Genomic DNA, 25160 nt, shown 5'->3' with positions numbered 1-25160 from the left:
ATTGTGGTTAACCACAATAGCCGGGGCAGTTTCTTTGGCACAATATCCAAGTAGACAAATAATAAAGTTTTTCAAAAAACCACTCAGGAGACAAGAATGCAACTGCCACCAATGAAAACCCTGTTCGTCGCGCTGTGCGCCGCCATCGGCGCCACCGCCGGCGTCCACGCCTACGCGCAAGCGCCCATCGTCATCAAATTCAGCCACGTCGTGGCCACCGACACACCGAAAGGCCAGGCGGCGGAGCGCTTCAAGCAGCTGGCCGAGAAAGCCACGAATGGCAAGGTCAAGGTCGAACTCTACCCGAACAGCCAGCTGTACAAGGACAAGGAAGAACTCGAAGCCCTGCAGCTGGGCGCCGTGCAGATGCTGGCGCCGTCGCTGGCCAAGTTCGGCCCGCTGGGCGTGAAGGAATTCGAAGCCTTCGACCTGCCCTACATCTTCCCCACCAAGACGGCGCTGTACAACGTCACCGAAGGCGAAATCGGCAAGAGCCTGCTGAAAAAACTGGAACCCAAGGGTATCACGGGCCTGGCTTACTGGGATAACGGCTTCAAGGTGATGTCGGCCAACAAGCCGCTGCACACGCCGGCCGACTTCAAGGGCCTGAAGATGCGCATCCAGTCCTCGAAGGTGCTCGACGCGCAGATGCGCGCGCTGGGCGCCAACCCGCAGGTGCTGGCCTTCTCGGAAGTGTATCAGGCGCTGCAGACGGGCGTGGTCGACGGCACGGAAAATCCGCCATCGAATATGTACACGCAAAAGATGCATGAAGTGCAAAAGCACGTGACCGTGTCGAACCATGGTTACCTGGGCTATGCCGTCATCGTCAACAAGAAGTTCTGGGACGGCTTGCCGCCCGAGATTCGCGCGCAGCTGGAAAAAGCCATGCGCGAAGCGACCACGTTTGAAAAAGCCATCGCCCAGCGCGACAATGACCAGGCCCTCGACGCCATTAAGAAAGCGGGCAAGACGCAGATCTATACCCTGACGGTGCAGGAACAGGCCGAATGGCGCAAGGCGCTGGCGCCCGTGCAGAAGGCCATGGAAGGGCGCATCGGCAAGGATCTGATCTCGGCCATCAACAAGGAAAGCGCGAAGTAAGCCGCATGCCGTAGCGCACCGCCTGGCGCGCCAGGCAGGGTCCTCCCTGCCATTCGCTTGAATGACTCCTGCGCGTCCTGCGCGGGCGTCCGTGTACCCGCATTCTTTGAAAGTCCACCATGAAATTTCTGGATCACCTGGAAGAGTGGCTGATCGCGTCCCTGATGGGCGCTGCCACCTTCATCATCTTCGTGGCGGTCGTACACCGCTACCTGGCCGGCTTGCCGATCCCCGTCGTGCAGGACTTCCTGATACAAATCAATACCAGCTGGGCCCAGGAACTGTGCATCTACATGTTCGTCTGGATGGCCAAGTTCGGCGCCGCCTACGGCGTGCGCACGGGCATCCACGTGGGCGTCGACGTGCTCATCAACCGCATGAACCCGCGCTGGCGCGACCGCTTCATCGTCTTCGGCCTGGCCGCCGGCGCCCTGTTTACGGGCATCGTGGGTACGTTGGGCGCCAGCTTCGTGTGGTCCATCGGCCACACGGACCAGACCTCGGCCGACATGGAAATCCCCATGTGGCTGGTGTATCTGGCCGTGCCGCTGGGGTCCTACCTGATGTGCTTCCGCTTCCTGCAGGTGATGGTGCATTTCATCAAGACGGGCGCCTTGCCGAAACATGACCACTCGCATGTCGAGGGCCTGGACGAGGAATTGACGGCGGAAGAAAAAGGAGCCAAGGCATGAACGCGCTGATCATTTTTGTATTGCTGCTGGCGCTGATGCTGACCGGCATGCCGATTTCCATTTCGCTGGGCCTGACGGTACTGACCTTCCTGTTCACCATGACCAGCGTGCCCATCGAATCGGTGGCCCTGAAGATTTTCACGGGCATTGAAAAATTCGAGATCATGGCCATCCCGTTCTTCATCCTGGCGGGCAACTTCCTCACGCATGGCGGGGTGGCGCGGCGCATGATCAACTTCGCCAGCTCCATGGTGGGTCACTGGCATGGCGGCCTGGCGCTGGCCGGCGTCATGGCGTGCGCGCTGTTTGCCGCCGTCTCCGGCTCCAGCCCCGCCACCGTGGTGGCGATCGGCTCCATCATCCTGCCGGCCATGGTCAAGCAGGGCTATCCGCGCGGTTTCGGCGCCGGCGTCATCACCACCTCGGGCGCGCTGGGCATTTTGATACCGCCATCGATCGTGATGGTGATGTATTCCGTCAGTACGAATACCTCCGTGGGCAAGCTGTTCATGGCGGGCGTGATTCCCGGCATGATGCTGGCCATGCTGCTGGGCCTGACGACGTGGTTTTTGGCGCGCAAGAACAACTATCCTCGCATGCAGAAGGCCAGCTGGACGGAGCGCTTCGTGACGTTCAAGAAGAGCGCCTGGGGCCTGCTGCTGATCGTCATCGTCATGGGCGGCATCTATTCGGGCGCCTTTACCCCCACGGAAGCGGCCGCGATGGCCGCCGTGTATGCTTTCATCATCGCCGTCTTCGTCTACAAGGACTTGAAGCTCAAGCAGGTGGGGAAGGTCTTGCTCGACTCGGCGGCCATGTCGGCGATGTTGTTGTACATCATCACGAATGCCGTGCTGTTCTCGTTCCTGATGACGAGCGAAAACATCCCGCAGGCGATGGCGGAATGGATCACGGGCAAGGGACTGGGCGTGGTCAGCTTCCTGCTGGTGGTCAACGTCCTGCTGCTGTTGGCGGGCAACGTGATGGAACCGTCGTCGATCGTGCTGATCATGGCGCCCATCCTGTTCCCCGTCGCCATGAAGCTGGGTATTGACCCCGTGCACTTCGGTATCCTGATCGTGGTCAATATGGAGGTCGGCATGTGCCATCCGCCCGTGGGCTTGAACCTGTACGTGGCGTCCGGCATCACGAAGATGGGCATTTCCGAACTGACCGTGGCCGTGATGCCGTGGCTGCTGACGATGCTGGGCTTCCTCGTGCTGATCACCTACGTACCACAAATTTCGCTGTGGCTGCCAAATTTAATTTACAACTAAAATAACTGTCCCCGTCATGGTGCAAAAAAAGTCGATCCTGCCGAATAAATGCGCTATGATGGGCGGCCTTACGGGGAAACACGTATAAGCATATACGTTCCGGTAGCAAGGCTGATATACAGAATTGGTAACAAGGTTGGTGGGGGAGTGGTCTATAAAAACGGTATTGATACCGGGGATATATTGAGGAGACACACGTTTCACAGAAGTTGTTGAGTCATAGCTGTCTGCGGCCACAAGCCGGCACCGGCGGACCCAAACGACCGGGAACGTGAAGCAATATTTGAAGCGCACCGATAGGTGCGCTTTTTTTTCGTCCTGCGCTTCCCTGCGCAGGCAGGCCGGAACGGTGCATAATCGCAGTGGTATGCCTGTTTTGGTGCATCCGGTTGTATATTTGCCACACTTGAACTTTGATTAGCTGATGAAAAAACAACAGGGCAGTGAGCTGTTCTCGGCCATCGTCGCCGCACCGTTCGGCGCCATGGGCGTGCGCACGGAAAGTGGTCTGGTGCGCGAACTGGTCTACCTGCCGCCGCATTTTGCGGAAAAAGACGCGCAGGATGCCGTCGCCGGGCGTGCGTGCGAGCAACTGGCGCGCTATTTTGCCGATCCCGACGCACCGTTCGATCTGCCGCTGGCCACCCTGGGCAGCGCCTTCCAGCAGAAGGTCTGGGCGGCCATCGCGCAGATTCCACGCGGCAAGGTGCGCACGTATGGCGACGTGGCGCGCTTCATCGGCTCGGCGCCGCGCGCCGTGGGCCAGGCCTGCGGCGCCAACTGGTTTCCGCTGGTGATCCCCTGCCACCGCGTGACGGCCGCGGGCGGCCTGGGCGGCTTTGCCCACCACGACGACGCCACGGGCTTTCACCTGGGCGTCAAGCGCTGGCTGCTGGCGCATGAAGGCGTCGCGGGCATGGAGTGGTCAGCACGATGATGAACAGCCTGCTGGCGCCCGACAACGCCACCCTGATCGATGAATTTTGCGACAGCCTGTGGCTGGAAGACGGCCTGTCGAAGAACTCGCTGGACGCCTACCGGCGCGACATGCGCCTGTTCGCCCGCTGGCTGGAAGTGGCGCGGCCCGGGCGCGAGGGCCTGTACGACGTGTCCACGGCCGACATCGACGCATATTTCGCCGCCCGCCACGACGACAGCAAGGCGACTTCCTCGAACCGGCGCCTGTCCGTGCTCAAGCGCTTTTACCAGCTGGCCCTGCGGCACAAGCATATCGCGGCCGACCCGTGCCTGAAGATGGTCTCGGCCAAGCAGCCCGCGCGCTTCGTGCACACCCTGAGCGAAGCGCAGGTGGAAGCCCTGCTGGCCGCGCCCGACGTCAGCACGCCGCTGGGCCTGCGTGAGCGCACCATGCTCGAGCTCATGTATGCGAGCGGCTTGCGCGTGTCGGAACTGGTGGACTTGCAATCGGTGGAGCTGAGCCTGAACGACGGCGTGCTGCGCATCACGGGCAAGGGCAGCAAGACGCGCCTGGTGCCCTTCGGCGAGCAGGCACGGCTGTGGATCGAGCGCTACCTGAAGGAGGCGCGCGGCATCATCCTCGACGGGCAGATGGACGATGCGCTGTTCGTCACGCGGCGCGGCGGCGCCATGACGCGGCAGATGTTCTGGGTCATCATCAAGAAGCACGCGCAGCAGGCGGGCATCACGGCGCCCCTGTCGCCGCATACCCTGCGCCACGCGTTTGCCACGCATTTGCTGAACCATGGGGCGGACTTGCGCGTTGTGCAACTGTTACTGGGGCATTCCGATATTTCCACCACGCAGATTTACACGCATGTGGCCCGCGAGCGGCTGAAACTGCTGCATGCGCAGCATCATCCCCGAGGCTAAAAACTTTGCGTTTCGTCCAACTGCGTCATAATGTGCCTTATGCGGTTATCTGTAACAATAAAAAACTAAAGAGGTAGTAAATGGCCAAGACAAATTTCCAATACGAAAAACGGCAAAAAGAGCTGGAAAAGAAGAAGAAAGCCGAGGAAAAAGCCAGGCGCAAGCTGGAAGCGAAAAACAATCCGAAGCCGGCCGACGGCGAAGAGGGTACTGAAGGCGACGCGTCGGAAGCGGACGACGCGGATGCGGCCGACGGCAGCGACGCGCCTGCCCAGCCGCAGTAATTCCCCGCCCTTGACGACCGGTGCGGCTTCTTTGCCGCGCCGGTGTCCCCCTCGTTGTAGCCTCCCTTTATTATCAGCGTTATAAGCGCGGCCGCTGGCCGATGGCCAATTGCAGCTGCGTGCTGGCGATGGCGGCATCGGCGCGCGCCTGCAGATAGGCCTGCCATGCATCGTCGGCCGAATGCTGCGCCGCCAGCCATTCCAGCAGCGAGGCATTGCCTTTGACGTAGGACAGGCGCATGCCGTCGACGACCTTCTGCGCATCCTGCAGCACGCCGTCGCGGTAGCGCGCCAGCCGCTCCTGCGCCGAGCGCCATTGCCGCTGCGCCGTGCGCACTTCCGTTTCCGCCTTCAATTCCGCCTGGCGCAGGGCCAGCATCGCCTGCGTCACGCCCGCTTCGGCCTGCACCACGTCGCCGTGGTCGCGCCGCGACAGCGGGATGGGAATGGCCAGCGAGAGGGACAGCGCGCGCGAACGGGGCGCGCCGTCGACGGGATTGCCGCTGCCATCGACGCCATCCGCGTAGCCGCGCGCGGCGGACAGCCCCACCGTCACGGTGGGATCGACGGAGCGGTTGGCGCGCACCAGGGCCGCGCCATCGCGCAGGTTGTCCAGGGCGGCGCGGGCGATGCGCACGTCGCTGCGGGCGTTGAGCGCCTGCGGCACCAGCACGCTGGCGTCCTTGTCGTCGTAGGCGGCCAGGTCGCAGGCCAGCTGCGCCTGCGGGAACAGGGTGTCGAGCTGGCGTCCCAGCGGCGGCGACAGGTTCAGCATGGCGCTGTCCGCCTCGCTGCGCGCCTGCGCCAGCTCGGCCTGGAACTGGTCGCGTTCCACGCGCGACTGCAGCAGTTCGATGCCGCCCACGTCGCCCGCCTTGCGCCGCACGCCGTTCGCTTCCACCACTTTCGACAGGGCGGCCAAGGTCTGCTCCTTGCGCGCCACGACGTCGCGCGTGCGGCACGCCTCCGTGTATGCCGCCGCGGCCGTGCCATACAGCTCGTTCCTGAAGCCGGCCACCGTTTCCTCGGCCAGCACGACATTGCTCTGCGCGGCTTTCAAGCGCGCGGCGCGCTTGCCGCCCGTCTCGATGGCCATGCTGAGGGCCGGCGTCCAGGTGACGGGGCGGTGTTCGACGCTGCGCACCGTCTCGCGCGCGGCGCCCAGGGTGAATTCCGGGTCGGGGCGCAGGCCGGCGATGCCGATGCCGGCCCTGGCCGACGTGATGCTTTGCTGCTGCGCCTGCAGTTCCAGGCTGTTGGCTTCCACGGCAGACAGGTAGGCGTCAAACGTCAGGGGCGCGGCAGCGCAGGGTACGAGCAGCGCGGGCGAGAGCAGCAGGCCCGCGAGTATGCAGTTAATGCGTGTCATGGGATTCTCCTTCAGCGGTGCCGTGGCGCGCGGCCTGGCGCGCCTCGATCAGGTAGTACAGGGCAGGCAGCAGCAGCAGGGTGAGCGCCGTGGCCGTCACCAGGCCGCCCACCACCACGGTGGCCAGCGGGCGCTGCACGTCGCTGCCCAGGCCCGTGGCCAGCATGGCGGGCGTCAGGCCCAGGGCGGCCACGGTGGCCGTCATGAGCACGGGGCGCATGCGGTCGCGCGCGCCTTCGAGCACGGCGTCGCGCAAGCTCCGGCCTTCCTCCGCCCGCAGGCGGTTGATCTGCGCCAGCATCAGCACGGCATTCAGCACGGCTACGCCGAACAGGGCGATGAAGCCCACCGCGCTCGACACGTTCAGGGTCATGCCGCGCAGGTGCAGCGCGGCCAGGCCGCCCAGCATGGCCAGCGGCACGGCCAGCAGGACCAGCGCGGGCTGGCGCAGGTTGCGGAACTGGCCAAACAGCAGCAGGAACATGGCCCCCAGGGTCATCGGCAGGATCAGGGCCAACCGGCTCTGCGCGCGCTGCAGGTTTTCGAACTGGCCGCCCCACTCGACGCTGATGCGCTGGTGTTCGTCGGCCACGGCCTGCGCCACCAGCGGGCGCGCCTCGGCCAGGAAGCCGGCCAGGTCGCGTCCGCGGGCATTCAGGCGCACGATGATGTGGCGCCGTCCCATTTCGCGCACGATCACGCTTTCGCCCGAGGTGGTGCTGATGCTGGCCACCTGCGCCAGCGGTACCTTGGCGCCATTCGCGGCCGTGAGCATCAGGTTGGCGACGGCGTCCGGGCTGGAACGCACGGCGGGCGGAAAGCGCACGGCGATGTCATAACTTTTCTCGCCCACGTAGACCTGGCCGACGGGCGCGCCGCCGATGCCGGTGGAAATCAGGTCGGCCACGTCGGCCGCGTTGATGCCGTAGCGGGCCGCCTTTGCCCTGTCCAGTTCCACCTTCAGGTTGGGCAGCGGCGGCTCCACGTCCACCGCCACGTCGGAGGCGCCAGGGACAGTTTTAAGGACGCTGGCCACCTTGCCGGCGATGCGGCGCACTTCGTCGAGGTCGTTGCCGAAGATTTTCACCGTCAGGTCGCTGTGCGCGCCCGACAATTTATCCTGCACGCCGTCGATCATCGGCTGCATGAAGGCCACGGTGTAGCCTGGCATGCGGGCGAAGCGCTCGTTCATCCTGGCGATCAGCTGCTGCTTGCTCATGCCCGACTTCCAGCTCTTGTAGGGATGCAGGCCCACGCTCGCCTCGATGTGCGACGGCGTCCAGTAATCGGTGCCGTCATCGTTGCGCCCCGTCTGCGTGACGATGGTCGACACTTCGGGAAATTCCAGCGCTGCGCGGCGCAGCTCGCTGGCCATCTCGGACGCCTTGTCCAGGGTGATCCCGGGCGGCATCTGCACCTGCAGCCACAGCGATCCCTCGTCGAGGTAGGGCAGGAAGTCGCGCCCGATGCTGCCGCCCAGGATGGCCAGCGCCGCCAGCGATCCGGCGCACACCATCGCCACCCAGCGCTGCCTGCCCACCATGCGCTCGAGGAAGCGGCCATATGCGGCGGCCAGCTTGTCCAGCACGCGGTTGTGCGGCATGCGACGGGGCTTGCGGAAGGCCAGCCAGGCCAGGCCGGGGATCAGCACCAGCGCCACCACCAGCGCGCCCACCAGCGCCGCGCCGACCGCATACGCCATCGGCGAGAACAGCTTGTACTCGATGCGCTGGAAGGCGAACAGGGGCAGGTAGGCGGCGATGATGACGGCCATGCCGAACATGATGGGGCGCGCCACCTGCAGGGTGGCCTCGATGGCATCCTGCAGGGTGAGCGGGCGCTCCTGCTCCCGTTCGCGGCGGCGCAATATGTTTTCCAGCACCACCACGGACCCGTCGACGAGGATGCCGAAGTCGATGGCGCCCAGGGACAGCAGGTTGGCGGGAATTTTAAAGTGGTGCATGAAGATGAAGGCGATCAGCAGGGCCAGCGGGATCGTCAGCGCGACGATGGCGGCCGCGCGCGGGCTGCCCAAAAACAGCAGCAGCACCAGGGCGACGAGCAGCATGCCTTCGCCCAGCGTGAATCCCACCGTGTGAAGGGTGGCGTCGATCAGCGAACTGCGGTCCAGATAGGGCACCACTTTCACATCTTTCGGCAGCAGGTTGCCGTTCAAATCGTCGACAGCCGCATGGATGCCCGCCAGCGCCTCGGACGGGTTGAAGTCCTTCAGCAGCAGGGTGATGCCTTCGATGGTATCGGGGTTGTTGTCCTTGCCAAGGATGCCGCGCCGCTCCACGTTGCCGTAGGCTAGCCTGCCCAGGTCCTTCACCAGCACGGGCACGCCGTTCTTGCTGCTGACGACGACGTTGCCCATGTCATCGAGCGAGTGCAGCAGGCCCACGCCGCGCACCACGTACGACTGCTGGCCGCGGTCGATGACGCTGCCGCCGCCGCTGATGTTGTTGGCGTTGATGGCTTCCTTGACCTGCGCCATCGAGAAGCCGTAGCTGTCGAGTTTTGCGGGGTCGAGCTCCAGCATGAACTGCGTCGTCAGGCCGCCGAAATTGCTCACGTCCGCCACGCCACGCACCTGCTGCAGGCGCGGGATCACGGTCCAGAACTGCAGTTCGGACAGTTCGCGCAGGCTGCGGCTTTTCGATTCCAGGGTGTAGCGGTAGATTTCGCCCGTGGGCGAGGTATAGGGATCGAGTCCCGGCTTGGCCTCGTACGGCAGGTTGACGCTGGCGAGCCGCTCCTGCAGCCGCTCGCGCGTGAAGTAGCCGTCGCTGCCATCCTCGAAGACCACCGTGATCAGCGACAGCGCGAACAGGCTGCGCGTGCGCAGCACGTGCATGCCGGGCGTGCCGAGCAGGGCGCGCTCGAGCGGGATGGTGATCTGCTGCTCGATTTCCTCGGCGCCCAGGCCCGGCACCTGCGTGACGATCTGCGAGGTGACGTCGGCGATGTCGGGATATGCCTCGATGGGCAGCTGCTTCCAGCTGTAGATGCCGTAGGCGGTGACGAACAGCAGCACCAGCCAGACGATGCCGCGCCGCTGGCAGCAGGTGGCGATGAAACGGTCAATCATTGAGCAGCACTCCTTCCTTGACGACGATGCGCTCGCCCGCCTTCAGGCCCGAGACGATTTCCACCTGGTCGCCATGGCTGGCGCCTAGTTGCACCGTGCGCGGCTCGAAACGCAGCGGACCCCGTTCGACCATCACGCGCGTCGACAGCCCGCTTTGCAGCACGGCCGCCGCCGGCACGACGATGGCGCGGCGGCTGGCGCCGGCAAAGCCGGCGTGGGCGAACATGCCGGGCTTGAAGGTGCCGGCGCGGTTGTCGATGGACACGCGCACCTTCACCGTGCGCGTTTCGGGATCGAGCACGGCGCCCACGTAGGCGACCTTGCCGTCGAAGGCCTTGCCAGGCCAGGCGTCGAGCGTGATGCGCGACGTCTGGCCCACTGCCACTTGCGCCAGGTCCTTCTCGGCCACATTGGCCGACAGCCACACGGTGGACAGGTCGGCCACCGTCATGACGGGCGCGTTGATATCGTTCCAGTAGCCGCCCTGGGCGCCTTCCATGGCGATCACGGTGCCGGCGATGGGCGAGCGCAGGACGTAGTCCCTGCGCGATCCGCGCCCGCTGGCGCCGTACTGGGCCAGCTTGTCGGCGCTGGCGTGCGCGTCGCTGCCGGCCTGGTCGTAGGCTGCCTGCGCCGCCTCGTAATCCTTGCGCGCGGCGATCTCCGCCTCGAACAGCGTCTTCTGGCGCTCCAGCTCCTGGCGCGCCTGCAGCAGCGCGGAGCGGGCCTTGCTGTCGTCCGCGTAGGCGGCACTGAGTTCGGCAGAATCGAGGGTGAACAGCGGGTCGCCCGCCTTGACGCTGTCGCCCAGGGAGCGTTGCAGCCGCGTGATGCGGCCGGCCAGTGGCGGCGTGATTTTCACCAGCTTTTCCGGCATGGCTTCGATGCTGCCCGGCGCGTCCGTCTGCGTGGCGATGTCCTGCTCCAGCGCGGGCGCCACCTGCAGGCGCTGGCGCAGGGGCGAATTCTTTGCGACTTCGATGCTGCCGTCGTCCAGGTGCGCCGATTGGGCCGTGGGCGCGGCTGGCGCCGTCGGCCTGGCGCAGCCGGCCAGGGCCGAGCTGCCGAGGGCGACGGCGAGCGCGCAGCAGGCGCCCAGGGCGCGGTGGTTGGTCGTGTTCATCCCGTGTTTCCTTCTTGTTGGTGGTAATGGGGCATGCGTGGATGCCGTGCCCTTGTGGGGGGCAGCGAGGTGGGGCGCGGGTAGTGCGGGCGGCGTCACTACAGCGCCGGGAAAGCATAGCAATGTGCTCCTGAAGAAGTGCCCAAGAACGCCTGAATCATTCTTCAGGTTCGGTGCGCGCGGGGCGGGGCGCGTTAAAATGGGGGCATGGAAAATGCGGGACGACCGGAAAGGCAGGCATGAGAATCCTCTTGGTGGAAGACGACCGCAAGGCGGCGCGCCTGCTGGCCCGTGGCTTGCAGGAAGAAGGCTTTGTCGTCGACGTGGCGCACAGCGCGGAAGAGGGCGAGGACGAGAGCTACGCCGTCGATTACGACTTGATCGTGCTGGACTGGATGTTGCCGGGCAAGCAGGGTATCGACTTTTGCCGCGACCTGCGCTCGCGCGCCATCCAGACGCCCGTGCTGATGCTCACGGCGCGCGATGCCACGGCTGACCGCGTGGCGGGCCTGAACACGGGCGCCGACGATTACCTGACCAAGCCATTCGAATTCGAGGAGCTGCTGGCGCGCATCCGCGCCCTGCTGCGCCGTTCCGACATCAGCCGCCCTCTGGTACTGTCGCTGGCCGACCTGACGCTCGATCCCGTCAGCCACCAGGCGACACGGGGCGGCGCGCCGCTGGTGCTCACGCCCAAGGAGTACGCGATTTTGTTGATCCTGCTGCGCCAGGCGGGCGAGGTGGTGAGCCGTGCGCGCCTGGCCGAGCAGATCTGGCAGGCGGACCTGATCGGCATCGACAACCTGATCGACGTCCACGTGCGCAACCTGCGGGGCAAGGTCGACGCGCCGGGGCTGCCGCAATTGATCCACACGGTGCGCGGACGCGGTTTCCGCCTGGCGGAAAACAACGGTGGCTAGCTTTCGCAAGCGCCTGCTGCTGGTGCACCTGGCCGTCATCCTCGCCATCGTCGCCTGCACGGCGCTGGCCGGCTACTGGGGCCTGTCGCGCGCCGTGCACGGCCAGCTCGATGCGGCCCTGCTGGCGCTGGGCGAGACGGAAATGGCCATGCTGCCGGCCGCGCCGCGCCAGCCCGTCCAGGTGCACGAGGTGGCGCCGGGCATGGCGCCGCCGTCGCTGATGCGCCTCGACCGTCTGGTACAGATCATCGACGGCGAGGGCCGCGTGCTGGCACGCAGCCGCAACCTGGAAGCGGCGCAGCTGCCTGCGCCGCCTGCCCTGCTGGCGCGCCTGGCGGCGGGCGACACCGTCTTCGAGACCTTGCCCAAGTTCGGCGAGGAGCCGCTGCGCATGGTCTCCATTCCCGTGCCGTCGGCCGGATCGCGCCTGGCGGTGCAGGTGGCCGGTTCGCTCGACGACGCCAACCACGTGCTGGCCGCCGCCACCGTGCTGTTTGGCGCCATGGCGCTGGCCTTGCTGGCGGCCGTGGGGCTGGCCGGCGAAATGCTCACGCGCCGCGTGCTGGGCGCCATCGACGACGTGGTGCGTCAGGCGCACTCCATCGGCGAGGCCAGCCTGCACCAGCGCCTGCCGCATCCGGGAACGCCCGATGAAATCGGCCGCCTGGTCGATACCCTGAACGCCATGCTGGACCGCCTGGAGCACGGCTACGACGCGCAGCGGCGCTTCACGGCCGACGCCTCGCACGAGCTGCGCTCGCCCCTGTCGCGCCTGCGCACGGAGATCGAAATCACCCTGCGCCGTCCGCGCGAGGCGGCCGAGTATGTCGACGCGCTGGCCTCCTGCCTCGATGAAGTGCAGCGGCTGACGACCCTGGTGGAGGAATTGCTGATGCTCACGCGCCTGGACGTGGGCCAGGAGCGCAATGCCGTGGAAACGGTGGCCCTGCAGCCCCTGGTGCGCGCGGCGGCGCAGCGCCTGGAAAGGGCGGCGGCCCAGCGCGGCATCCGCATCGCGTTTGACGCTGGCGCGCCCGTGCATGCGCGCGTGGCGGCAGGACCGGCCGACCTGGTGCTGGCCAACCTGCTCGATAACGCCGTGAAGTTTTCGCCGCCCGACAGCACCATCAGCGTGCACGTGGCGCGCGACGGCGACGACGCGCTGGTGGGCGTGGCCGACGCGGGGCCGGGCATCGGCGTGGAAGACTTGCCGCACCTGTTCGAACGTTTTTACCGGGGCGCCCAGGCGCGCGCGGGCGAGGCGCCCGGCTTCGGCCTGGGTCTGGCCCTGTCGCAAGCCATCGTGCACGCGTATGGCGGGCGCATCGAGGCATGCAACCGCCCGGAAGGCGGCGCCCTGTTCACCATGCGCCTGCCCGCCTCAGAGTGAGGGGGAAGGCGCGACGCCTTCCCAGCGTACCTGCCGCACCTGCGGCCAGGCGCCTGCGCGGTTGACGAAGCGCACCAGCACGGCGCGTTGCACCAGCTGGCACAGCACCGTGGCAATCAGCCGCACGCTGTGCCGACCTTCGTCCCAGCTGCGCACGATCTGCGACGGCGCCAGTCCCGCGCCTTTCAGTTCGGCCAGCAGCAGGCGCACGACATGGTCGGCCTGCGCCGCAGGACAGGTGACGGTCAGGCGGTAGGTGGCGAGCGCCGGACCACGTTTGGAAAACCACAGCAGCCATTTTTTCATCACACACCCCGCTCGGCGACAAATTCCGCGTTGTTCACCAGCGCCCAGCGCACGGCCGAGACGCTACCTTCCAGGCTCACCTGGCTGACGATCTGCTCCAGCAGTCCCAGGCTGGAAACGGGCGTGAGCAGGTCGGCGCGCACTTCGATGCGCCCGGCCTGCGCCGCATCCTCGCTGTGCAGGGATTGCAGCATCAGCGCCGGCATGCCGCTGATCATGCGCAGCATCAGGTTGCGCACCTGGACTTCCTGCTCGGCCTCGCACACGGCCGTGACGCGGTAGATGCTTTCCGTCTCGATGCCCGCCTCGCTGCCATGCGTGTTGATGCGCTGCGCCAGCTGGCGCAGCACCAGGTTGGCCACCAGCACGAAGGCCGTGCCGATGGCCGCTTCCAGCGCAAAACCGAGGCCGCACAGCACGCCGATGGCGGCCGAGCACCACAGGGTGGCTGCCGTGTTCAGGCCGCGCACCGTCATGCCTTCGCGCATGATCACGCCGGCACCGAGGAAGCCGATGCCCGACACCACCTGCGCGGCGATGCGCAGGTGGCCATCCGGGTCGCCTTCGAGCACGGAGACCATCACGAACAGCGAGGCGCCGACGGACACCAGCGCATTCGTGCGCAGGCCAGCCATGCGCTGGCGCAGCTGGCGTTCGGCGCCGATCATGGCGCCCAGAGTCAATGCCGCGGCAACGCGCAGCGCAAAGTCAAATACCACCATCAGTTTCTCCCGGCTGGGGAGGAACAGGCGAGTGCCAGGGCGAAGAAAATCCGCCCGGTAGAGGGGGCAGCAGACGATAACGGTGGAACGATGAGGAGGGGAGGGGCGGCGAGCTGACTCGCTGCCGGAAGAACCGCACCTTGCCGGAGGCAGGGCGGGCGGAATGCGCGCGTCTTGCCTAAGGCCGATCGCCGATGGTCAATCGACTACTGTCACTGGAACAAGCACCCACGAGTCACTCCATACAATTGATAACGGGGACAGTCTAGCCAGCGCAGCGGCTTTGGTCAACTGAAGCTCTCTTCAGGAAGCCGCCGCGTCGTCCCCGCCAATGCGGGGACGGTGAAGGCGAGCGGTGGTGGCTCAGTGGGCGGCTGCCTTGCCGTCGTCGGCAGCATGCGCCGCCGTATCGGCATGCTCGCCGCCGCGGAAGAAGCGCGCGGCGCGCTTGCCCAGGCTGTCGAGGTAGGTGTAGGCGACGGGCACCACCACCAGCGTGAGCAGGGTCGAGGTGATCACGCCGCCGATGACGGCGCGGCCCATCGGCGCCTGCGATTCGCCGCCGTCGCCCAGGCCGATGGCCATGGGCAGCATGCCGAAGACCATCGCCAGGGTGGTCATCAGGATGGGGCGCAGGCGCACCTGGCCCGCTTCCATCAGCGCCTCGAACTGTCCCAGGCCTTCGCGCTGGCGCTGGTTGGTGAAGTCGACCAGCAGAATCGCGTTCTTCGTGACCAGGCCCATGAGCATGATGAAGCCGATCACGGAGAAGATGTTCAGGGTGCTGCCCGTAATCAGCAGGGCCAGCAGCACGCCGATCAGCGACAGCGGCAAGGACACCATGATGGCGATCGGCTGCAGGAAGCTGCCGAACTGCGATGCGAGCACCAGGTAGATGAAGATCACGGCGATCCCCAGCGCCATCATGGCGCCGCCCATGGTCTCGGCCATCTGCTGCGCATTGCCGGCCACGTCGAAGCGCACGCCCGGCGGCAGGTCGATGGACTGCATGGCCTTCTGCACGTCGGCGTCGACGTCGCCGGCAGGGCGGCCCTGGGTGCCCGCATAGATGGCGACCCGGCGCTGCAAGGCCTGGCGCTTGAGCACCTGCGGGCTGGAGGACGGCACGAAGTCGACCACCTGGCGCAGCGGGATCATGATGGGCTTGCCGTTGGCATCGAGCTTGCTCGACGCCAGCGACAGGTCGGCCAGGTCGGCCACCTTCTGCCGGCCCGACTTGGGCAGCTGCACGTTGACGTCGTAGTTCTGCCCGTCGCTGGCCAGCCAGTGGCTGACCGTGTCGCCCGCCACGAACGGACGCAGGGCATTGCCGATCTGCTGCACCGACAGGCCCAGGTCGCTGGCCAGCTCGTTGTTGATCTTGACCGTGGTGGACGGGTTGGCGCCTTCCTGGCTGTACTCCATGTCGGCCAGGCCCTTGATGGTGCGCATCTTGTCCATCAGGCGGTGCGCCACTTCATCGAGCTTGCCTTCATCCGTGCCCAGGATGGCGATGAAGATGGGGCGGTTGCCCACCGACAGGGTGATGCCGGCGATCGGCGCCAGGCGTTCGCGGATCAGCTTTTCCAGTTCCTGCTGCGAGCGGCGCTTGTGCGTCTTGATGTCCGTCAGCTTCAGGTTCACGTCGGCCGCATTGCGGCCATCCTGCGTGCCCACGTTGGCCACCAGGCTGTCGATCTCGGGGAATTCCTTCAGGGCTGCCTCGATCTGGCGCACCTTGGAATCCGTGTACTCGAGGCTGGAGCCGACGGGCGTCTTGAAGCGCAGGTTGACCCAGCCCTGGTCCGTTTCGGGGAACATCTCGCCGCCGATCATGGGCACGAGCATCAGGCTGCCCGCGAACAGGGCCACGGCCGTGGCCAGGGTGGTCTTGCGCCAGCGCAAGGCCACGGCCAGCACCTTGCCATACCATATGTGCAGGCGGTCGATGCCCGTTTCGATCCAGGCCATGAAGCGGCCCAGCCACGGCACGTACTTGAAGCGGTCCTTGACGGGGTCGCGCCAGACGGACGACAGCATGGGGTCGAGCGTGAAGCTGACGAACAGGGAGACGAGGACGGCGACGGCCACGGTGATGCCGAACTGCAGGAAGAAGCGGCCGATGATGCCGTCCATGAAGGCCACGGGCACGAACACGGCGACGATGGCAAACGTGGTGGCCATCACGGCCAGGCCGATTTCATTGGTGCCGTCGTTGGCCGCCTTGTAGTGGTTCTTGCCCATGCCCAGGTGGCGCACGATGTTTTCACGTACCACGATGGCATCGTCGATCAGGAGGCCGATGCACAGGGAGAGCGCCATCAGGGTCAAAAAGTTCAGGGTGAAGCCGAAGGCCTTCATGGCGATGAAGCTGGCCAGCACGGAGATCGGCAAGGTCAGGCCCGTGATGATGGTCGAGCGCCACGAGTGCAGGAACAGGAAGACGATGACCATGGTCAGCACGGCGCCTTCGATGATGGTGCGCTTGACGTTATTGAGCTGGCTTTGCACGCGCTCCGATTCGTCGTCCAGCACGCGCAGGGTGATATCGGGCGGCAGCGTCTTTTGCAGGTCCGCCGCCACCTTCAGGATGCCGGTGCCCACTTCGACCACGTTGGCGTCCTGCACCTTGGTGATTTCCATGGTCACGGCCTGCTGGCCGTTCATGCGCGAGATCGACAGCTCTTCCTGCTCGCCATCGACGACGGTGGCCACCTGGTCCAGGTAGACGGGGCCGACGGCGCGGCGCGCGACGATGATCTTGCCGAATTCGCGCGCATCCTTGATCTTGCCTTCCACGCGTACCAGCTGTTCGGCCGCGCCATGGCTGATGGAGCCGGCCGGCAGGTTGGTATTCGTCGCCTGGATGGCGCGGATGACTTCATCGACGCCGATGCCCTGGGCATTGAGTTCGATCGGCTTCATGCTGATGAGGATCTGGCGCGCGCGCAGGCCGCGCAGCTTGACCTGGCCGACGCCGGCCACGCCCTGGAAGCGCTTGCTGATGATCTGCTCCGTCATGGTCGACAGCGAGCGCAGGTCATGCCCGCTCGAGGTCAGCACGATGGTGGCGATGGGGCGCTCGTTGTCGCCCTCGGCGCGGGCGATGAACGGGTCCTTGGCCTCTTTCGGGAAGCGCGGGCGCACCAGGGCCACCTTGTCGCGCAGGTCCTGCATGGCCTTGTCCATGTTCGTCGACAGCTCGAATTCCAGGTAGACGCCGGCGCGTCCTTCCCACGAGTTGGCGCGGATGGTCTTGATGCCGCTGACGGTGTTGACGGCGTCCTCGATGGGGCGCGTGATGTCGTTTTCCACCGCTTCGGGCGAGGCGCCCGGGTAGCTCACTTCAATGGCGGCAAACGGGAACTGCACGCTGGGCATGCTCTCCACGCCCAGGCCCCGGTAGGAGAAGATGCCCAGCACCACCAGCGCCACCATGACCATGGTGGCGAAGACGGGATTCTGTATGCTGACTTTGGTCATCCACATGGCTTAGTCCTTCCGTGCCAGCACGGCCGCCTGCGCGGCCGGGGCCGCGGCGGGCGCGGCGAAGGTCACGCCGTGGCCCGGCTTGACGCCATCGAGCTTGGCGACGATGACTTTCGCGCCCGGCACCAGGCCGGACTTGACCTCGGCATAGCCTTCATCCTCGTTGCGCAGTCCCAGGGTGACGGGCTGCTCGACCACCTTGTTGTTCACCAGCGCATACACGACGGGGCCCTGTTTTTCATTGCGCACGGCCGTCAGTGGCACCAGCGGCGCCACGGCCGAACGCTCCGTGACGATGCTGCCCTTGGCGAACATGCCGCCGCGCAGCGCGCCGTCGGCATTGTCGACGGCGATGTAGACCAGCATGGCGCGCGAGCCGCTCTCGGTGGTGGGATTGATGCGCGTGACCTTGCCGGCGAAGTCGCGCGCGCCGAAGCCGTCGACCTTGAAGTGCACGTCTTGGCCCAGCTTGATGCGGGGGATTTCCGCGCTGGGCACGGGCGCTTCCAGGGTCAGCTGGGCCAGGTTGACGATGGTGTAGACAGGCATGTCGGGCGCGACCTTTTCGCCGGCCTGCACATGGCGCTTGCTGACGATGCCTGCCATGGGCGCGCGGATCACCGTGTCGGCCAGCGCGATGCGGGCCAGGTCGAGCAGCGCCGCATTGGACTTGACGCCGGCGCGGGCCAGGTCGACCGAGTTCTGCGTCGTGTCGTAGGCCGTCTGCGAAATGTATTTTTGCTTGAGCAGGGCCTGGCTGTTGGCCTCGTTCTTGGCCGCCATCGACAGGCGCGCCTGCGCCTCGTCGAGCAGGGCTTGCTGCTGCGTCAGGCGGGCGTGCTGGTCGGCCGCGTCCAGGCGCACGAGGATTTGCCCAGCGGAAACGCTCTGGCCTTCCTGCAAGGTCGTCTCGTGGATGACGCCCGAGACCTTGGCCTTGATGGTGGCCTGGGTCAGGGGCGCGAGCGAACCGGACAGGGGCAGGCTGACGGCCAGCGCGCGCGCGTCGATGGCGGCCACGTCGCCTTGCGCCAGCTCATGCACGGGCGTCTTTTCCTTGTCCTTCTTCTTGCTGGCCTGCTGCGCGGCCGCCTTGGCCGCCTGCTGCTTCGACTGCATCACGGTCCAGCCGCCGCCGGCCAGGCCCAGCACGACAAGGATGAGGAGGGGCGTGCGCCAGCGGCGCTTGGGCTTGGCTGCAAGGGGGGAGGCCGGTGGCAATGTCTCGTTTTTCATAGGACTCTTCGATGGAGGCGGCGCGAGGGTTCGGCGCCAGGGCTCGGTGCGGCCCGGCCTGTGGCGGGCCGGGAGAATTCGGGTAGCGCACCGCCGTGGCGGCCGAAGGCGGCACGCCTGCCGCTGCGGTCGTTCACGGCGATACGCATGTTGCCACTTTAGGAAGATTCAAGCCCGGCCGCCATCGCCGTGCGACAGAGTGCACAAAAACGGGGCTGGAATGCAAAAATCGCCGACCGGAGACATGGATCGCCGCCCGCCGGCACGCGCCGGCATGCCACGATGCTTGAGCATCCTCAATAAGCCGATTCGCCGGCGCGCAAGAATGGCAGGGATGGTTGCGCCACCGGCTGGCCAGATGCTTGCCGGTCGCGGTGCGGCCGCGCCACGGGAGAGCTGATGTCTGACCGGATTGCCGCAGCCGCTCCGTCGCCGGGCCGTTTGCTTGCCGCCGCCGAGGCAGGAGGGGGCCCGGCGGGCAGGGCGCTCGACCTGCTGTCCGTCATCGTTGCCGCCGTCGAGCAGGCGCCCGGCCTGGCCGTGCGCGGCATCGACCGCGATGGCATCGTGCGCTACTGGAGCGCGGGCGCGGCCCGCCTGTATGGCATACCGGCCGAGCTGGCCGTGGGCCAGGCGTGGGCCGGGCTGGCCGCCGCCGTGCCGCAGGGCCCGGACGGGCCAGGCGATGGCCACGCGGAACTGGCCGCTGTCTGGGAAAGCGGCAAGGCCCGCACGGCGCGGCTGTGGCGCCTGGATGCGGACGGGATCGCGCCGCGCTGCATCCATTCCACGGTGTTTCCCGTCATCGCGTCCGGGCGCGTGCGGCAGGTGGTCTGCCTCGATGTCGACATCACGGCCAGCGGCCAGGATGGCGCGGCGCAGGGCGCGCTGTTATTGATGGGCGATAATTTCCGCCAGCTGTACGACAAGTCCGCCGACGCCATCATGCTGCTGCGCGACGAATACATCGCCGAGGCCAATCCGGCCGCCATTGCCCTGTTTCAATGCGAAGACCGGCCCCGGCTGCTGGGACGCCGCCTCAGCGATTTCTCGCCCCTGCGCCAGCCCGATGGCGAATTGTCATCATTGCGCGGCGCGCAACTGGCCGCGCAGGCGCATGCCGACGGCAATTGCCGCCATGACTGGTGCTATCAGACTTGCCTGGGAGAACTGTTCTGGGGCGAAGTGCTGCTCACTTCCGTCACGCTCGACCATAGTCATCTGTTCTATGCCGTGATCCGCGATATTTCCTCCCGCAAACTGGCCGAGCGGGCCTTGTACCTGTCGGCGCAGGTCATCGAACATGCCAGCGTCGCCATCGTCGTGATGGACCCGCAGCAGCGCGTCGTCAGCATGAATCCCGCCTACAGCGAGATCAGCGGCTACAGTCCGGACGACATGCTGGGCAAGCCCTTCGTGCCGCACGGCGCGGAGCCGGACGCGCCGGCGTTTGTCGAGCACGTGTGGCAGGAGGTCGACGCGAACGGCTATTGGCAGGGCGATATCGTCGGCCAGCGCAAGGCGGGCGGGCGCTATCCGGCCTGGCTGTCGCTGACTGCCATCCGCGACAGCCAGGGCCAGCTGAGCAATTACATGGCCATCCTCAGCGACATCAGCGAGCGCAAGAAGAGCGAGGAATACACGCGCCACCTGGCCGAGCACGATTTCCTCACCGACCTGCCGAACCGGGTGCTGCTGCTGGACCGGCTGTCGCAGGCGCTGGCGGCGGCGCGGCGCAAGCTGAGCATGCTGGCCATCCTGTACCTGGATCTCGACCATTTCAAGCACATCAATGACAGCATGGGCCATCACGTGGGCGATCTGCTGCTCAAGGAAGTGGCGCGGCGCCTGGTGCGCTGCGTGCGCGGCGTCGACACGGTCAGCCGCCACGGCGGCGACGAATTCGTCATCATCCTGGCCGAGGTGGGCGGCATCGACCAGGCGGCGCACGTGGCGGCCAGCCTGCTGCAGGCCGTCACGCAGCCCTACCAGCTGGGCGACCACGAGCTGCAGGTGGCGGCCTCGATCGGCGTGGCCATCTTTCCCAGCGATGGCGACACCATCGACGCGCTGCTGCACAACGCCGATGTCGCCATGTACCACGCGAAAGAAGGCGGGCGCAACAATTTCCAGTTTTTCAATGCGGACATGCATGCGCAGATCGTCGAACGGGCCAGCCTGGAACAGGACTTGCGCGCCGCCCTGGGACGGGATGAATTCGTGCTGGAGTTCCAGCCCGCCCTCGACGTGGCCAGCGGCGCCATCGTCGGCGCGGAAGCCTTGCTGCGCTGGCGCCATCCGCAGCTGGGCCTGCTGCCGCCCGAGCGTTTCCTCGGCGTGGCCGAGGAGTGCGGCTTGATGGTGTCGATCGGCAACTGGGTGCTGCAGCAGGCCTGCCGGCGCGCGCGCGCCTGGCACGACGCGGGCCAGGCCTGGTGGGTGGCCGTGAACTTGTCGGCAGCGCAATGCCTGCACAATAATCTGTTGCATAGCGTGCAAGAGGCGTTGCAGCTGTCGGGCCTGCCCGCCGCCAGGCTGGAACTGGAAGTGACGGAAGCGCTGCTGATGAAGGGCGGCGCGCGCCTGGCCGACGTGCTGGCGCAGCTGCGCGCGCTGGGTGTGCGCCTGGCGATCGACGACTTCGGCACGGGCTATTCGCGCCTGGCCAACCTGCGCCACTATCCGGTGGACAAGCTGAAAATCGATCCCTCCTTCCTGCCGGGCGCGCAGGATGGCGCGTCCGACACGGCCGTGGCCGCCACCATCATCGCCATGGCGCGCGAGCTGCAGCTGACGGTGATGGCGGAAGGGGTGGAAACGGCGCAGCAGCTGGCCTACCTGCGGGCGCAGGGCTGCCAGCAGTACCAGGGACGCCATGCCAGTGCGCAAGCGGAAGGCAGCGGGCTGGGAATCTGCTGGTTTAGCGGATGTTTCCCAGCAGTTTGACGCGCATCAGGACCTGGCCATGGTCGGACGCGTGGGGCAGTCCCAGCAGCAGATGGTCGTTCAGGTAGTTCACGTCAAGCACGGCGCCGATGGCGCGCGGCGATGCGGGGTGGAAATGTTCCGAGACGAGGATGTGGTCGATCGTCATGTAGGCGCTGTCGTGGATATTCGTGTAGTCAGCGTGGCGCGCCGCATCCTGGCGCAACTGGATGGCGTTGGCGTCGTACAGGCGGGCGCGCATGTCGGGCGCGTCGCCCTGCGCTTCGCATGGCGCGCCGGCGCCCATGACGATGGCCGTCGTGACGGCATTGGCAATGTCGTTGAAGTCGCCCAGCACGATGCGCGGACGGCCACTGAGGCCCAGTTCGCTCACCAGCACGCGCAGGGCCACGGCTTCCGCGCCGCGCCGCTGCAGCGAACGCAGGTTGGCCAGGGCATACGCGAGCGCGTCGCTGCCGTCGCCATGGCGGTAGTCGGGGCGGCGCGATTTCAGGTGCAGCACCACCACGTCCGTCAGCTGTCCGCCGGGCAAGACGACCTGCACATGCAGGGGCGCGCGGGCGAAGCGGCTGGCGCTGTCATCGGCGTCATGGCCGTCGGCGGGCAGCAGCACGCCGGCGGGGAAATTGGCGAAGGCCACGCCGGGACCGGCCAGGGGCAAGCGCGAGACCAGCGCCACCGTGGGCAGCATGCGCCCGGCCGCGTCCGCCGCATCGTAGCCCGCCTGCACGGCGTCACGGTAGCGGCGCGTGCGCGACAGCACGTCGCGCAGGGCCGCCTGCGAGAAGATTTCCTGGAAACCGATCACGTCGGCGTCGAGCAGGTCGATCTGCCGCGCTGTCCACTCCGCCTTGGCCTCGTATTGCGCTGGGCTCAGCGGTTCCAGGTTGTCATACAATTTCGCCCCGGCGGGGGCCAGGTTGCAGACATTGAATGTGGCAAAGCGGATTTCTTGCTGCATAATTAGTACTCCTCACTGAACGATCAGCGTATCACGCATGGCTAAAAAAGAGCATATTTCCGAAACGCAGGCGACGCAGCTGCTGCGCAAGCATCAAGTTTCCTTTGAAGAACACCCCTATCCCTACGAGGAACACGGCGGCACCAGCGTCTCGGCGCGCGAGCTGGGTGTGCCCGAGCACGAGGTCATCAAGACCCTGGTGATGCAGGACGAGGCGGCGCGCCCGATGATCGTGCTGATGCATGGCGACTGCAAGGTGTCGACCAAGAACCTGGCGCGCTCGATCGGCTGCAAGTCCGTCGAGCCATGCAAGCCCGAAGTGGCGCAGCGCCATTCCGGCTACATGATCGGCGGCACGTCGCCGTTCGGCACCAAGAAGGCCATGCCCGTCTACGTGGAAGCGTCCATCCTGGAGTTGCCGCGCATCTACATCAATGGCGGACGGCGCGGTTTCCTCGTCTCGCTGGCGCCGCAGGTGCTGCTCGATTTGCTCAAGGCCAAGCCGGTCCATTGCGCCCTGCAGGACTAGGGAAATCGGCCGCAGGCTGTCGCCGGGCAGGGGCCATGGTGTATATTCTGCTGCGCCAGCCTTGATGCTGGTGTAATAAACATAACAAAGGGAAGAAATGAATCCAGTAATCACAACCGTGGCAATGACAGTGGCCGCTTACTTGCTCGGCTCGATATCGTTTGCCGTGGTGATGAGCAAGGTCTACGGCATCGCCGATCCGCGCACCTATGGCTCGAAGAATCCGGGCGCCACCAACGTGCTGCGCAGCGGCAATAAAGGTGCGGCCATCATGACCCTGCTGGGCGACGGCGCCAAGGGCTGGCTGGCCGTGTTCCTGGCCGACCATTTTGCCAGCGCGCTGGGCGTGGGCGACACGGCCGTGGCCCTGGTGGCCATCGCCGTCTTCCTCGGCCACCTGTGGCCCGTGTTCTTCCGCTTTGTCGGCGGCAAGGGCGTGGCCACGGCCCTCGGTGTGTTGCTGGGCATTAATCCCTGGCTGGGCCTGGCAACCCTGGCCACCTGGCTGATCATCGCCTATGCCTTCCGCTACTCCTCGCTGGCGGCCCTGGTGGCGGCCCTGTTCGCGCCGTTCTACTATGCCTTGCTGTTCGGCGTCGATCCGATCTTGCTGGCCGTCATCGTCATGAGCGTGCTGCTGGCCTACCGCCACAGCCAGAATATCGCCAACTTGCTCTCCGGTAAGGAAAGCAAGATCGGCGGCAAGAAGGATGGGGCCAAGGCCGCCGCCAAGAAAAAGTAAGCGCTTGATTTCCCGCGGCCCGCACGCATATGCTGTGCTTGCGGCGCCGCGCGGTGCGGCCGCCACCGACTCGCGCAAAGGCTGCCCACCATGAGCTCCACTCCCGCCACACCCACTCCCGTCCGTATCGATTTCGTTTCCGACGTGTCCTGTCCCTGGTGCGTCATCGGCCTCAAGTCGCTGGAACAGGCGCTGGACAAGCTGCACGATACCGTCCAGGCCGACATCCACTTCCAGCCCTTCGAGCTGAACGCCAACATGGCGCCCGAGGGCGAGGACGTCGGCGAGCACATCGCCCGCAAATACGGTTCCACCCCGGAACAGATGGCGCAGTCGCGCGAAGCCATCCGCGCGCGCGGCGAACAGCTGGGCTTTACCTTTGCCATGGACAAGCGCGGCCGCATCTACAACACGTTTGACGCTCACCGTCTGCTGCACTGGGCTGGCCTGCAAGGGCACCAGAAGGAACTCAAGATGGCGCTGTTCGACGCCTACTTCACGCAGGGCCAGGACCCGTCCTCGCACGCAGTCTTGCTGGCCGTGGCCGGCAAGGTGGGCCTCGACACCGTGCAGGCGGCCGAGGTGCTGGCATCCGGCGCCTACGGGGACGAGGTGCGCGCGCAGGAGCGCTTCTACCAGCAGAACGGCATCAATTCCGTGCCTGCCGTCATCATCAACGAGCGCCACCTCATTTCCGGCGGCCAGCCGCCCGAAGTGTTTGAGCAAGCCTTGCGCCAGATCATCAGCGGCGCCTGATCCGGGCGCCAACGGCGCGCGCCATGACGGTTGATTTCGGCTACACTCCGCACAGGAGGATAGTCAAATGCCAACAGCCAGCTGGAATGGCGCCGTCATCGCGCAAGCCACCGACGATCAGGTAGAGCTCGTCGAAAACAATGTGTATTTCCCCCTCTCTGCCGTGCAGCAGGCATACCTGCGTCCCAGCAGCCACACCACCGTGTGTCCCTGGAAGGGCACGGCCAGCTATTACGACCTCGTCGTCGATGGCCAGGTGAACGCCAACGCGGCCTGGTATTACCCCCAGCCCAAGGATGCCGCCAAGCAAATTGCCGGCCACGTCGCCTTCTGGCGCGGCGTCAGCGTCGAGCGCTGACTTTTTACTTCACC

At 66.0% G+C, this 25160-nt stretch carries 21 protein-coding genes; 13 read left to right on the top strand and 8 right to left on the bottom strand.

The window, feature by feature from the left end; all coding sequences use genetic code 11:
* Nucleotides 1–111: 111 nt before the first annotated feature.
* The 6 genes from EBS11_RS14045 to EBS11_RS14020 all read left to right on the top strand — a co-directional run bounded on the left by EBS11_RS14045 (nt 112) and on the right by EBS11_RS14020 (nt 5208).
* Entirely contained in the window at nt 112–1104 is a 993-nt protein-coding gene (locus tag EBS11_RS14045; RefSeq protein ID WP_092796199.1) for a TRAP transporter substrate-binding protein, read from the top strand.
* A 119-nt stretch (nt 1105–1223) separates the two neighbouring features.
* Nucleotides 1224–1796 carry a TRAP transporter small permease gene (locus EBS11_RS14040; protein ID WP_290603562.1) on the top strand — a complete coding sequence of 191 codons (573 nt, stop codon included), beginning with the start codon at nt 1224–1226 and terminating at the stop codon, nt 1794–1796.
* The gene (locus EBS11_RS14035) at nt 1793–3073 is read left to right on the top strand and encodes a TRAP transporter large permease subunit (RefSeq protein WP_290603560.1); all 1281 of its coding nucleotides are present in this window, start codon (nt 1793–1795) and stop codon (nt 3071–3073) included. Before EBS11_RS14040 ends, EBS11_RS14035 begins: the two co-directional genes overlap by 4 nt.
* A 424-nt stretch (nt 3074–3497) precedes the next feature.
* Complete coding sequence (locus EBS11_RS14030) at nt 3498–4010, top strand: methylated-DNA--[protein]-cysteine S-methyltransferase (protein WP_290603558.1); 513 nt, start codon at nt 3498–3500, stop codon at nt 4008–4010.
* Nucleotides 4007–4924: a site-specific tyrosine recombinase XerD gene (gene xerD, locus EBS11_RS14025; RefSeq protein WP_290603556.1), complete on the top strand. Its 918-nt coding sequence runs from the start codon at nt 4007–4009 to the stop codon at nt 4922–4924. The genes EBS11_RS14030 and xerD overlap by 4 nt, the downstream gene beginning before the upstream one ends.
* Before the next feature lie 80 nt (nt 4925–5004).
* A complete protein-coding gene (locus tag EBS11_RS14020) occupies nt 5005–5208 on the top strand; it encodes a hypothetical protein (protein WP_290603555.1) in 204 nt (67 codons plus the stop codon).
* A 79-nt stretch (nt 5209–5287) separates the two neighbouring features.
* Here the strand turns inward: EBS11_RS14020 and EBS11_RS14015 are convergent, their stop codons facing one another.
* Genes EBS11_RS14015 through EBS11_RS14005 form a run of 3 tightly spaced genes read right to left on the bottom strand, consistent with a single transcriptional unit; the run spans nt 5288 to nt 10791 of the window.
* Nucleotides 5288–6577 (bottom strand): TolC family protein, encoded by a 1290-nt coding sequence (locus tag EBS11_RS14015; protein ID WP_290603553.1) that lies wholly within the window; start codon nt 6575–6577, stop codon nt 5288–5290.
* Entirely contained in the window at nt 6564–9668 is a 3105-nt protein-coding gene (locus EBS11_RS14010) for a CusA/CzcA family heavy metal efflux RND transporter (protein WP_290603552.1), read from the bottom strand. The genes EBS11_RS14015 and EBS11_RS14010 overlap by 14 nt, the downstream gene beginning before the upstream one ends.
* On the bottom strand, nt 9661–10791 hold the full coding sequence (locus EBS11_RS14005; RefSeq protein ID WP_290603551.1) for an efflux RND transporter periplasmic adaptor subunit: 1131 nt from the start codon (nt 10789–10791) through the stop codon (nt 9661–9663). The genes EBS11_RS14010 and EBS11_RS14005 overlap by 8 nt, the downstream gene beginning before the upstream one ends.
* Before the next feature lie 239 nt (nt 10792–11030).
* On the opposite strand from EBS11_RS14005, the gene EBS11_RS14000 reads away from it, so the two are divergent.
* A complete protein-coding gene (locus tag EBS11_RS14000; RefSeq protein ID WP_290603550.1) occupies nt 11031–11711 on the top strand; it encodes a response regulator transcription factor in 681 nt (226 codons plus the stop codon).
* Complete coding sequence (locus EBS11_RS13995) at nt 11704–13101, top strand: ATP-binding protein (RefSeq protein ID WP_290603549.1); 1398 nt, start codon at nt 11704–11706, stop codon at nt 13099–13101. The genes EBS11_RS14000 and EBS11_RS13995 overlap by 8 nt, the downstream gene beginning before the upstream one ends.
* Here the strand turns inward: EBS11_RS13995 and EBS11_RS13990 are convergent.
* From EBS11_RS13990 to EBS11_RS13975, 4 genes are all read right to left on the bottom strand, one after another.
* Nucleotides 13093–13407: a hypothetical protein gene (locus EBS11_RS13990; protein WP_290603548.1), complete on the bottom strand. Its 315-nt coding sequence runs from the start codon at nt 13405–13407 to the stop codon at nt 13093–13095. The genes EBS11_RS13995 and EBS11_RS13990 overlap by 9 nt on opposite strands.
* Nucleotides 13407–14129, bottom strand: a complete 723-nt coding sequence (locus tag EBS11_RS13985) for an MgtC/SapB family protein (protein WP_365955424.1) — start codon at nt 14127–14129, stop codon at nt 13407–13409. Before EBS11_RS13985 ends, EBS11_RS13990 begins: the two co-directional genes overlap by 1 nt.
* Before the next feature lie 363 nt (nt 14130–14492).
* Nucleotides 14493–17618 carry an efflux RND transporter permease subunit gene (locus tag EBS11_RS13980; protein WP_290603547.1) on the bottom strand — a complete coding sequence of 1042 codons (3126 nt, stop codon included), beginning with the start codon at nt 17616–17618 and terminating at the stop codon, nt 14493–14495.
* A 3-nt stretch (nt 17619–17621) separates the two neighbouring features.
* Entirely contained in the window at nt 17622–18854 is a 1233-nt protein-coding gene (locus EBS11_RS13975; protein WP_290603546.1) for an efflux RND transporter periplasmic adaptor subunit, read from the bottom strand.
* 399 nt (nt 18855–19253) lie between these two features.
* On the opposite strand from EBS11_RS13975, the gene EBS11_RS13970 reads away from it, so the two are divergent.
* Nucleotides 19254–21800: an EAL domain-containing protein gene (locus EBS11_RS13970; protein ID WP_290603545.1), complete on the top strand. Its 2547-nt coding sequence runs from the start codon at nt 19254–19256 to the stop codon at nt 21798–21800.
* On the opposite strand, the gene EBS11_RS13965 is transcribed toward EBS11_RS13970, so the two are convergent.
* Complete coding sequence (locus tag EBS11_RS13965) at nt 21775–22761, bottom strand: endonuclease/exonuclease/phosphatase family protein (RefSeq protein ID WP_290603544.1); 987 nt, start codon at nt 22759–22761, stop codon at nt 21775–21777. The genes EBS11_RS13970 and EBS11_RS13965 overlap by 26 nt on opposite strands.
* A 37-nt stretch (nt 22762–22798) precedes the next feature.
* Here EBS11_RS13965 and ybaK point away from each other — a divergent pair, with 37 nt between their 5' ends.
* The 4 genes from ybaK to EBS11_RS13945 all read left to right on the top strand — a co-directional run bounded on the left by ybaK (nt 22799) and on the right by EBS11_RS13945 (nt 25146).
* Nucleotides 22799–23290, top strand: coding sequence for a Cys-tRNA(Pro) deacylase (gene ybaK, locus EBS11_RS13960; protein ID WP_290603543.1), 492 nt, complete (start codon nt 22799–22801; stop codon nt 23288–23290).
* 97 nt (nt 23291–23387) lie between these two features.
* Nucleotides 23388–24032 (top strand): glycerol-3-phosphate 1-O-acyltransferase PlsY, encoded by a 645-nt coding sequence (gene plsY / locus EBS11_RS13955; protein ID WP_290603542.1) that lies wholly within the window; start codon nt 23388–23390, stop codon nt 24030–24032.
* A gap of 90 nt (nt 24033–24122) precedes the next feature.
* Nucleotides 24123–24788, top strand: coding sequence for a DsbA family oxidoreductase (locus EBS11_RS13950; RefSeq protein ID WP_290603541.1), 666 nt, complete (start codon nt 24123–24125; stop codon nt 24786–24788).
* A 67-nt stretch (nt 24789–24855) separates the two neighbouring features.
* Nucleotides 24856–25146: a DUF427 domain-containing protein gene (locus EBS11_RS13945; RefSeq protein WP_290603540.1), complete on the top strand. Its 291-nt coding sequence runs from the start codon at nt 24856–24858 to the stop codon at nt 25144–25146.
* The last annotated feature ends 14 nt before the right edge of the window (nt 25147–25160 follow it).

Source organism: Janthinobacterium sp., from assembly GCF_009923995.1.
Taxonomy (GTDB): domain Bacteria; phylum Pseudomonadota; class Gammaproteobacteria; order Burkholderiales; family Burkholderiaceae_D; genus Janthinobacterium.
This window is presented reverse-complemented; position numbering and strand designations above follow the sequence as displayed.

Bases quoted from the DNA above. Each gene is read 5' to 3' on its own strand.
- EBS11_RS14040 (WP_290603562.1), top strand. From the start codon at position 1,224: ATGAAATTTCTGGATCACCTGGAAGAGTGGCTGATCGCGTCCCTGATG.
- EBS11_RS14020 (WP_290603555.1), top strand. From the start codon at position 5,005: ATGGCCAAGACAAATTTCCAATACGAAAAACGGCAAAAAGAGCTGGAA.
- EBS11_RS14005 (WP_290603551.1), bottom strand. From the start codon at position 10,791: ATGAACACGACCAACCACCGCGCCCTGGGCGCCTGCTGCGCGCTCGCC.
- EBS11_RS14045 (WP_092796199.1), top strand. From the start codon at position 112: ATGAAAACCCTGTTCGTCGCGCTGTGCGCCGCCATCGGCGCCACCGCC.
- EBS11_RS14000 (WP_290603550.1), top strand. From the start codon at position 11,031: ATGAGAATCCTCTTGGTGGAAGACGACCGCAAGGCGGCGCGCCTGCTG.
- EBS11_RS13980 (WP_290603547.1), bottom strand. From the start codon at position 17,618: ATGTGGATGACCAAAGTCAGCATACAGAATCCCGTCTTCGCCACCATG.
- EBS11_RS13945 (WP_290603540.1), top strand. From the start codon at position 24,856: ATGCCAACAGCCAGCTGGAATGGCGCCGTCATCGCGCAAGCCACCGAC.
- EBS11_RS13970 (WP_290603545.1), top strand. From the start codon at position 19,254: ATGTCTGACCGGATTGCCGCAGCCGCTCCGTCGCCGGGCCGTTTGCTT.
- EBS11_RS14030 (WP_290603558.1), top strand. From the start codon at position 3,498: ATGAAAAAACAACAGGGCAGTGAGCTGTTCTCGGCCATCGTCGCCGCA.
- xerD (WP_290603556.1), top strand. From the start codon at position 4,007: ATGATGAACAGCCTGCTGGCGCCCGACAACGCCACCCTGATCGATGAA.
- EBS11_RS13985 (WP_365955424.1), bottom strand. From the start codon at position 14,129: ATGGTGGTATTTGACTTTGCGCTGCGCGTTGCCGCGGCATTGACTCTG.
- EBS11_RS13950 (WP_290603541.1), top strand. From the start codon at position 24,123: ATGAGCTCCACTCCCGCCACACCCACTCCCGTCCGTATCGATTTCGTT.
- EBS11_RS13975 (WP_290603546.1), bottom strand. From the start codon at position 18,854: ATGAAAAACGAGACATTGCCACCGGCCTCCCCCCTTGCAGCCAAGCCC.
- EBS11_RS14015 (WP_290603553.1), bottom strand. From the start codon at position 6,577: ATGACACGCATTAACTGCATACTCGCGGGCCTGCTGCTCTCGCCCGCG.
- EBS11_RS13965 (WP_290603544.1), bottom strand. From the start codon at position 22,761: ATGCAGCAAGAAATCCGCTTTGCCACATTCAATGTCTGCAACCTGGCC.
- EBS11_RS14010 (WP_290603552.1), bottom strand. From the start codon at position 9,668: ATGATTGACCGTTTCATCGCCACCTGCTGCCAGCGGCGCGGCATCGTC.
- EBS11_RS13990 (WP_290603548.1), bottom strand. From the start codon at position 13,407: ATGAAAAAATGGCTGCTGTGGTTTTCCAAACGTGGTCCGGCGCTCGCC.
- plsY (WP_290603542.1), top strand. From the start codon at position 23,388: ATGAATCCAGTAATCACAACCGTGGCAATGACAGTGGCCGCTTACTTG.
- ybaK (WP_290603543.1), top strand. From the start codon at position 22,799: ATGGCTAAAAAAGAGCATATTTCCGAAACGCAGGCGACGCAGCTGCTG.
- EBS11_RS14035 (WP_290603560.1), top strand. From the start codon at position 1,793: ATGAACGCGCTGATCATTTTTGTATTGCTGCTGGCGCTGATGCTGACC.